At 73.1% G+C, this 7,978-nt stretch carries 10 protein-coding genes; 5 read left to right on the top strand and 5 right to left on the bottom strand.

From position 1 onward, the window contains the following. Both DBR36_RS16770 and DBR36_RS16765 read right to left on the bottom strand, forming a co-directional pair. Positions 1 to 1,156: MFS transporter (locus DBR36_RS16770; RefSeq protein WP_108320841.1), on the bottom strand; the 1,156-nt coding region annotated here is incomplete at its 3' end. A gap of 79 nt (positions 1,157 to 1,235) precedes the next feature. Further along, on the bottom strand, positions 1,236 to 2,321 hold the full coding sequence (locus DBR36_RS16765) for a citrate/2-methylcitrate synthase (protein ID WP_108320824.1): 1,086 nt from the start codon (positions 2,319 to 2,321) through the stop codon (positions 1,236 to 1,238). Positions 2,322 to 2,373: 52 nt separating this feature from the next. Here DBR36_RS16765 and DBR36_RS16760 point away from each other — a divergent pair, with 52 nt between their 5' ends. From DBR36_RS16760 to DBR36_RS16745, 4 genes are all read left to right on the top strand, one after another. Then, positions 2,374 to 3,555 carry a citrate/2-methylcitrate synthase gene (locus DBR36_RS16760; RefSeq protein ID WP_181373667.1) on the top strand — a complete coding sequence of 394 codons (1,182 nt, stop codon included), beginning with the start codon at positions 2,374 to 2,376 and terminating at the stop codon, positions 3,553 to 3,555. A gap of 95 nt (positions 3,556 to 3,650) precedes the next feature. Next, positions 3,651 to 4,040, top strand: coding sequence for a hypothetical protein (locus DBR36_RS16755; protein WP_108320822.1), 390 nt, complete (start codon positions 3,651 to 3,653; stop codon positions 4,038 to 4,040). Between the two features lie 117 nt (positions 4,041 to 4,157). Beyond that, a complete protein-coding gene (locus tag DBR36_RS16750) occupies positions 4,158 to 4,406 on the top strand; it encodes a type II toxin-antitoxin system Phd/YefM family antitoxin (RefSeq protein WP_108320821.1) in 249 nt (82 codons plus the stop codon). Then, positions 4,403 to 4,798 carry a type II toxin-antitoxin system VapC family toxin gene (locus DBR36_RS16745; protein WP_181373666.1) on the top strand — a complete coding sequence of 132 codons (396 nt, stop codon included), beginning with the start codon at positions 4,403 to 4,405 and terminating at the stop codon, positions 4,796 to 4,798. Before DBR36_RS16750 ends, DBR36_RS16745 begins: the two co-directional genes overlap by 4 nt. 3 nt (positions 4,799 to 4,801) lie before the next feature. Here DBR36_RS16745 and DBR36_RS16740 read toward each other — a convergent pair whose 3' ends face one another. The 3 genes from DBR36_RS16740 to glp are packed head-to-tail and all read right to left on the bottom strand — an operon-like array spanning position 4,802 to position 7,233. Continuing rightward, entirely contained in the window at positions 4,802 to 5,218 is a 417-nt protein-coding gene (locus tag DBR36_RS16740) for a YkvA family protein (RefSeq protein WP_108320819.1), read from the bottom strand. A 6-nt stretch (positions 5,219 to 5,224) separates the two neighbouring features. Beyond that, a complete protein-coding gene (locus tag DBR36_RS16735) occupies positions 5,225 to 6,055 on the bottom strand; it encodes a DUF6457 domain-containing protein (RefSeq protein WP_181373665.1) in 831 nt (276 codons plus the stop codon). Further along, positions 6,049 to 7,233, bottom strand: a complete 1,185-nt coding sequence (gene glp, locus DBR36_RS16730) for a gephyrin-like molybdotransferase Glp (RefSeq protein WP_108320818.1) — start codon at positions 7,231 to 7,233, stop codon at positions 6,049 to 6,051. Before glp ends, DBR36_RS16735 begins: the two co-directional genes overlap by 7 nt. Before the next feature lie 94 nt (positions 7,234 to 7,327). Here glp and DBR36_RS16725 point away from each other — a divergent pair, with 94 nt between their 5' ends. Further along, positions 7,328 to 7,807: a DUF1990 family protein gene (locus tag DBR36_RS16725; RefSeq protein WP_108320817.1), complete on the top strand. Its 480-nt coding sequence runs from the start codon at positions 7,328 to 7,330 to the stop codon at positions 7,805 to 7,807. Positions 7,808 to 7,978 lie beyond the last annotated feature (171 nt).

Below are 7,978 nucleotides of genomic sequence, written 5' to 3'. Positions count from 1 at the left end.
ACGCGGCACCGACGATCAGGAGCGCGGCGCCGATGGCATCCACCGTCACGACTCCGGCGGCGTCGACGAGCAGTCCACCGAGGCCCGCCGCGATCGTGATCGCGAGCTGGAAACCCGTGACGACCAGGCTGCCGCCCGCCTCGAGACGGTCGGGCATGCGGTGCCCGACCCAGGTGTTCACGATGATCAACCACGACGAGAAGAAGAACCCCCACACGCCGACCGCGATCGCCACCGGGATCACCGCCGTCGGCAGGACCACGATCGTGGCGATGGCGAGGGCGATCACCACCGGCCCGACGAGGGCGAGACGACGGAACGCCCGGTCGACCACGACCCCGACGGCGATGTTTCCCACGAACCCGCCGACACCGAACAGGGCGAGCAGCAGCACGATGGTGCCCGCGTCGACGTCGGGGATGCGTTCCAGAGCCAGACGCACGTAGGTGTAGGCGAGAAAGTGCCCGAGGACCACGAGCACGTGACCGAGCATCCCCCCGGTCACCCCGGGGCGACGGAGGGTGTCGAACAGGATGCCGAGGCTCGACGCGGCGGCCGGCGGGACGGGCGGCAGCGCGACGCGGACGGCGACGCCCACCAGCGCCGTGACCACCGCGACCAGGAGGAACGCCAGCCGCCAGTCGAGCGCCTCGCTCAGCGCGACGCCCAGGGGAACGCCCGCGACGGTGGCGAGCGACAGGCCCGCGGAACCGAACATCATGGCGCGGCCGATGCGCTCGGGACTCGACAGCCGCGCGGCGACCGTGATCGACATGGACCAGAAGGCGCTGATCGCCGCGCCGAGCAGGAACCGCGCGGCGAGGATGGCGAGCAGGCTCGGCGCCATCGCGACGACCAGGCTCGACAGGGCGGCCGACGCGGCGGCGCCGACGAGAAGCGTGCGGCGGTCGAGGCGCGGCAGCAGCAGCCCGACGGTCGGGGCGAACAGCAGGCCCGCGAGCGCGGTGACGGTAACGGTCTGCCCGGCCTGGCCGGGAGTGATTCCGAGCGAGGCGGCCATCTCGGTGAGGACGCCGTTGGGGAGGAACTCCGCCGTGACGAGCAGGAAGCTCATCAGCATCACGACGACGAGCCCGCCGTATCGCATCGAGGGTGGGACGGTGAAGGGGGTCGGAACGGGTGCGGTCGTGGTCATGATCCGATGCTCCCCGCCCGCGTGATCGGGCGCCGGGCCGATCGTCCACGGCATCCGACCGATCGTCCGCGACCGTCGCTCAGAGGAACGGCGCCGGCCCCACGTATCGCGCCGCGGGGCGGATGATCTTGCCGTCCCGCGACTGCTCGAGGACGTGCGCCGTCCAACCGATCGTGCGGGCGAGGGCGAAGGTCGGGGTGAACATCTCGCGCGGGATGCCGCACTGCTCCATCACCACCGCGGCGTAGAACTCGACGTTGGCGTGCAGGGGACGCTCGGGGCGCCGCGCGGCGAGCTGCCGCTCGGCCTCGCGCTGGAAGGCCAGCGCCCGCGCGACCCGCTCACCGCCGAACCCCTCGGCGACGCCGCGCAGCAGCTCCGACCGGGGGTCGGTCGTGCGGTAGACGGCGTGACCGAAGCCCATCAGGCGTCGACCCGCGTCGAGCTCGGCCGTGATCCACGCCGCGGGGTCGTCGCCCGCGCGGTCGAGGCTGTCGAGTGCGCGGGCGGGCGCGCCGCCGTGCAGGGGGCCGGCGAGAGCGCCGAGTGCGCCGCAGAGGCAGGATGCCATGTCGGCCCCGGTCGAGGCGATGACCCGGGCCGTGAAGGTCGAGGCGTTGAAGCCGTGGTCCATCGTCGCGACGAGGTAGGCCGTCAGCGCCCGTACGTGCGCGTCGTCGGGGCGGCGTCCGGTGACGTGTTCGAGGTAGTCGGCGACGAGCCCGCGCCCGGTGGGGGTGAACCCGGGGGCGAGGGCGAGCGGCGCGAGGGCGGCGAAGGCGACCGCCTCGTCGACCCGGGCGGCCTCGTCGAGGTCGTACAGGGCCGCGGAACGGCGGACGGATGCCGCGAGCGTCCACGTCGCGCGCAGGACGGACAGGGGTTCGTCGGCGTGACTGCGCACGGCGGCGACGAGCCCCGGCATCCGTTCATCCTCCTGCGCGCGGGCGATGCGCGTCGCGAAGGAGGAGCGCTCGGCGTCGTCCGGGAGGTGCCCGAGGACGAGCAGGTGCCAGACGTCCTCGACGGTGCGCGTGCGTGCGAGTTCGACGGCCGAGTGGCCGCGGTAGTGGAAGAAGCCGGCGTCGCCGTCGACGTCGCCGACGGACGTTTCGGCCGCGACGACGCCGTTGAGGCCGCGGGGGACATCGATCAGCTCGCTCATGCGCTCAGTGTGCGAACATGACCGCGACAGCGTCAACGTTGATCGGATCAAGATGACCGCACCCCTCCCCCGCCTCACCGCCGCGCAGACCGCCGCCCGTCTGGACGTGAAGCCCGAGACGGTCTACGCCTACGTATCGCGCGGCCTGCTGCACCGCGAGCGCGACGCGCACGGATCGACGTTCGACGCGCTCGAGGTCGAGGCTTTCGCGTCCGGCCGGCGACGCGTGGCCGCTCGGACGCCGGCGCACCCCACCGTCGGAATGCCCCTCGGCGTCGTGCAGACCGATGTCGCCGACATCGAGGACGACGAGCTGCTCTACCGCGGGCGCCGCGCGCGCGACCTGATCGACCGCCCGTTCGCCGAGGTCGTCGCGTGGCTGTGGGATGCCGAACGACTCGACGCCCCGGACACCGCGATCGGCAGCGCCCGCGCCGTGGTCGACGCCCTGCCGTTGCACGCCGGAGCCATGGACCGCCTGCGCGCCGCGCTCACCGGCTTCGCCGCCGACGACCCGTTGCGCCACGACACGTCGGCCGCGACCCTGCACCGCATCGGGTGGACCCTGCTGACCGGGCTGCCGGTCGCCCTCGGCGGCGATCCGCACCCCGACCTCGCGCGCTCGCTCGTCACCGCGTGGGCGCCCGGCGCACCGGCCCCCGTGATCGACGCCGTCAACGCTGCGCTCGTGCTGCTGATCGACCACGACCTGGCCGTGTCGACCTTCGCCGCCCGGGTCGCCGCGTCGGCTCGCGCCGACGCCTACGCCGCCGTCGGCGCCGCCCTCGGTGCGGCCGACTCCCCGCTGCACATCTCTGCCGCCACCCGCACCGCACGACTGCTCACGCGGGTGCGTCGCGGCATGGACCCCGAACGGGCGCTGACCGAGGCGCTGCAGGACGGAAACGGCATCCCGGGCTTCGGTCACCCCCTCTACCGCGACATCGACGATCGCGCCGACGCACTGTTCCCCCTGCTCGGGGCCCTCCCGGACGGGGAGGGGACGATGGATGCCGTGGCCCGGCTGCGCGCGGTCGTCTCGGATCGCGCCCGCCTGCAGCCCAACATCGACCTCGCCCTCGCCGCACTGGTGTCGGGCGCGCGTCTGCCCGACGATGCCGCGAGCACGATCTTCGTGCTGGGCCGCATCGCCGGATGGGTCGCCCACATCGGGGCGGAGTACGCCGAGCCCGCGATGCGGCTGCGCCCGCGCGGAGAGTACGTGGGGCCGTGATGCTGCGTCGATATCTCGCCATCGCTCTTCTCGTGGTCGCCGTCGCGAGCGCAGCGGGCTGCGCGCCCACGCCACACGAACCCGGGGGGAACGAAATGACGAATGGACGAGCCGAGAAGCAGGGCGACGGCACACTTCGCGCCGACCTCGCGCCCATCGCCGAGCGCTACCCCCAGCTCGCGTCGGCCGAGTCGATCACCTGGATGGGGGGCACGACCGGGACGTCCGACATCGGGCCGACGACGTACTGGGTGGACGTCGTTGCGGTCATCCCGCAATCCGAGGTCGACACACTGCGAGCGACGGGGGAGCTCGATTCGGTGAAGGTCCCCGAGATGGTGTCGGGCATGCAAGACGAATTGCCGGCCGGACCCTTCGAGGGCAGTCCCGCGCTGGACGAGCTCTTCTCAACGGACGGACACAGCGCGACCGTCGCCCTGGACCCCCGCGCACGCACGATCGTGCTGTCCGGGCTCTTCGAGTAGCGCGGCCGGATGGGTCCCGTCGGCGCTGCAGGCGGACCGGGCGAACAGGCTGCCCCCGAGGGGTGAAAAGTAGGAGGATGCCGCGGAGTTAGCCAGGCGCCTGGCTAGGTTCTCGCCATGATGTACAACGTCTTAGAGGCCCGGAACAACCTCTCGCGGCTGATCGCCGACGCCGAGTCGGGGACGGAGGTCACTCTCGCGAGACGGGGAGTTCCCGTGGCACGGATCGTTCCTTTCGCCGCGACTGAACCTTCTCGGAACGCCTTCGCGGCGTGGCTGCGCGAGAATCCGCTGACGCCCGAATCGGCCCGCCCCATCGAAGAAATCGATCGCATCATCGCCGAGAACCGGATCGCGGGAGGGTGATCTATGTCGACAGCTGCTTGGTGATCTACGCGGTCGAGCGCGACGACGACCTCGGTGACCGGACGCGCCGGGTGCTCGCCGAGACGGACTCACCGCTGGCCGCGAGCCCTCTCGTCATGCTCGAAGCCATGGTCGGACCGATGCGCGGAAGGCACGCAGAAGCGCAAATGCGCATGTGGAGCACCTTCCGCCGATTCGAGATGCTTCCGGTCGAGCCCGACGCGTACCTCGGGGCGGCGCGCCTGCGAGCGAGAAACCCGACTTTGCGGACATCGGACGCCCTTCACCTCGCCGTCGCGCAGCTTGCGGGGTGCTCGCGCCTCTGGACCAACGACTCGCGCCTGGCCGCCATCGCACCAGAGTTCGCCGTCGACGCTCTCAGGTCGGCCTGACCCTCAGCGGGCCGCGCCGACGAGCGCCAGCACGCTCCGCAACCCCTCCGACGTGCCGGGCCAGTGCCGCTCGATCGCCGGACGCCCCGCGTGACGGATGGCGAAGCGCAGGGCCATCACCACCACGATCGCGTCGTCGGCGTAGCCGATCACGGGCACGAAGTCGGGGATCAGGTCGATCGGCGAGAGCAGGTAGACCAGCAGTCCACCGAGCCACCATCGCGTTGCGCGGGGTACCGAGGGGTCGGCGACCAGGCGACGGACGAGCCGCACGACGTCGGGCGCGAGCCGCAGCACGGCGCGCCAGTCGACCGAGCCGCCGGACCGCCGCTGCTGCACCCACAGCACGATGATGAGGGCGAGCCACAGCACGACCAGCCCGGCGACGACGCCCAGCACGACGATCAGCCACTCAGGCACGGGGCGTCAGCGGTTCTCCCAGTCGCGGGCCATCTCGACCACGGCGGCGACGGCCTTCTCGGTGTCGGCGGGCGACCCGCCGGCACGGCCGGCGACCAAACCCGCGACGAACGCGCTGAGGGGCGCCGCGGGACGGGCGACGCCGTTCGCGACGTCGCGGGCGAGGTCGAGGATCAACGACACCGGGATGTCTCCGCGGGTCAGGCCGAAGCGCTGGGCGAGCGCCGCGCTCCAGTCGTCGAGCGCCTCGGGCGGCAGGGTACGGGATTCGGTCATGGCTCCTCCTCGGGCCTCTCGCAGATCGTCCCACGTATCGACGTCGCGGGTCAGGTCGGCATCCACGGTGATCGAGGCGATCTCGAGCCCGCCCAGCAGCGCGTGCATCGACGCGTCGCGCCCCGCGGCCGGAAGGGCGGATGCCACCTCCCGCACCGCCGCGGCCCGGTACCGGCCCATGAGCCCCTGCCGGCGCCCGTCGTCGAGGCACACCCCGTCGACGCCGGGGGCCAGCGGCGCGGCGAGCCGCGACATCACCTCGGCGGGCGCGACGGTGTCGCACGCCAGGATGTAGAGGTCGTCGGCATCCACTTCTGGCAGGGCGGCGACGATGGCCGCGACCGGTCCGCCGAAGGGAGGGTCCTCGCGCACCCACGTCACGTCGAGCGCCCCGTCGAGCACCGGGGCCACGACGACGACGCGTCGCGCTCCCGCCCGGCGGACCGCGGTGACGGCGGCCGACAGCAGCGTCGCCCCGCCCACCTCGAACAGGGGTTTGACGGCGCCGCCGACGCGGCTGGCGCGTCCGCCGGCGAGCAGGATCGCGTCGACGGTCACCACAGGGCGACCGTCACGAGGGCATCGGGTGGCAGGTCGTCCGCGCGCGAGGGGATGACGGCGAGACCCTCGGCCTCGCCGAAACCTCTCGTTCCGCGCGGGGTCGGCGTCGCCCGCCACCTCTCGGGGTCGGACCGGTCCAGCGACACGGGCACGTATTGCGTCCGGCCCGGTCGCGCGCGCCAGCCCCCGGCGAGCGCGACGCGCACCTGGGAGCGCGCGAGCTCGACGTCTCCCTCGAGGGCGCGCAGGGCGGGACGGACGAACAGTTCGAACGACACCGCGGCGCTGACGGGATTGCCCGGCAGGCCGAACAGCAGCGTCCCCGCCGCCGTGCGTCCGAAACCCTGCGGCTTGCCCGGCTGCATGCGCACGCGCTCGAAACGCATGAGGTCGCCGAGCGTGTTCTTGACCACCTCGTAGGCGCCGGCGCTCACGCCGCCCGAGAACACCACGACATCGGCTCCGGCCGCCTCGGCCGCCGCGATCGCCGCGCGCGGGCCCTCGCCCTCGTCGCCGACGCTCGTGCGCAGCACCACCTCGGCGCCGGTTTCTTCGGCCAGCCCGGCGAGCAGCACGCTGTTGGACTCGGGGATCTGCCCGCGTCGCATCGGTGCTCCCGCGACGACCAGCTCCGAACCGGTCGAGACGACGGCCACGCGCGCGGCGCGCGACACCGAGACGGTGCCGACCCCGGATGCCGCGATCGCGCCGATCCGCCCGGCGGTCAGGCGCACGCCCGCGCCGACGACGAGGTCGCCGGCCCGCACGTCCGAGCCCCGGCGACGGATGTGCGCCCCGGCGCGCGGGGGAACGACGATCTCGACCGGCGAGAGGCCGCCCGCGAGGCCGTGCACGGTGTCTTCGAACGGCACGACCGCCGTCGCGTCGGTCGGTACGGGCGCCCCCGTCATGATGCGGGCGGCGTCGGCGGCATCCATTCGCGGGTCCTGCTCGGTGCCCGCCGGCAGGTCTGCCACCACCCGCAGGGTCGCCGGGCGGTCGAGGTCGCGCACCGCGAAGCCGTCCATCGCCGAGGAGTCGAACGCCGGCACGTCGACGGCGGCATGCACGGGATGCCGCAGCACCCGCCCCCGGGCCGCGGCCACGTCACGCGACTCGGCATCCAGCGGACGCACCGCCTCCAGGACGGCGGCGAGGTGCGCGGCGACGTCGATCACGCGCGGCGTCCGGCGAGGGTGGGGGCCATGGTCCCAGCGTAGGCGCGGGCGCAAGCCGTGCGGTCGGCGGCGGGGCGCTGGCTACGGTGGCGGCATGGACGGCTTGACCTACACCGAGGTCGGTGCGACGGCCGGCGAGATGCCCCCGGGCTATCACCACGTGCGCGCGCGCCGCGTCGTGGGTCACGGCCGCGCGGATTTCGAACGCGCGACCGACGCCCTGCTCGCCGGTGAGGCCCAACGCCGTGCCGGGGCGCGCGTGACGCTGAGCGAGACGCCGATGCGCACCGGTACGCGCGTGACGATGCGGCTGGGGATCTTCCGCATCCCGTGTCTGGTCGTCTGGGCCGAGCGCACCGACACCGTCGCGGGCTTCGCCTACGGCACGCTTCCCGGTCACCCCGAGCGCGGCGAGGAACGCTTCACCCTGACGCTTCAGCCAACCGGCGAGGTGGTGTTCGACATCGCCGCATTCTCGGCCCCGGGCCGCTGGTTCACGCGCGTCGGCGCTCCGCTGGGCCGGCTCGTGCAGGCGTGGATGACGCGGCGGTACCTGCGCGCGCTCGATTCCTGAGCCGGCGCGGCGGAGCCGCCCCGCGGGGTCGACCGAGCGCGCTGCTATCTCACGAAACCACGCCGCTGGCAACGCCCTCGACGTCAAGTGGTCGCTTCTCGACCCTGGCGAAGCGCTTCTCGACGACGAGACGCCGCGCGAGAGGAGAAGACCATGAACGACATCACCCCC

The organism is Microbacterium sp. HMWF026 (genome assembly GCF_003061325.1).
In the GTDB taxonomy this organism is placed as follows: domain Bacteria; phylum Actinomycetota; class Actinomycetes; order Actinomycetales; family Microbacteriaceae; genus Microbacterium; species Microbacterium testaceum_E.
Note: the sequence above shows the minus strand (reverse complement) of the source record. Positions and strands in the feature narration are given on the sequence as shown.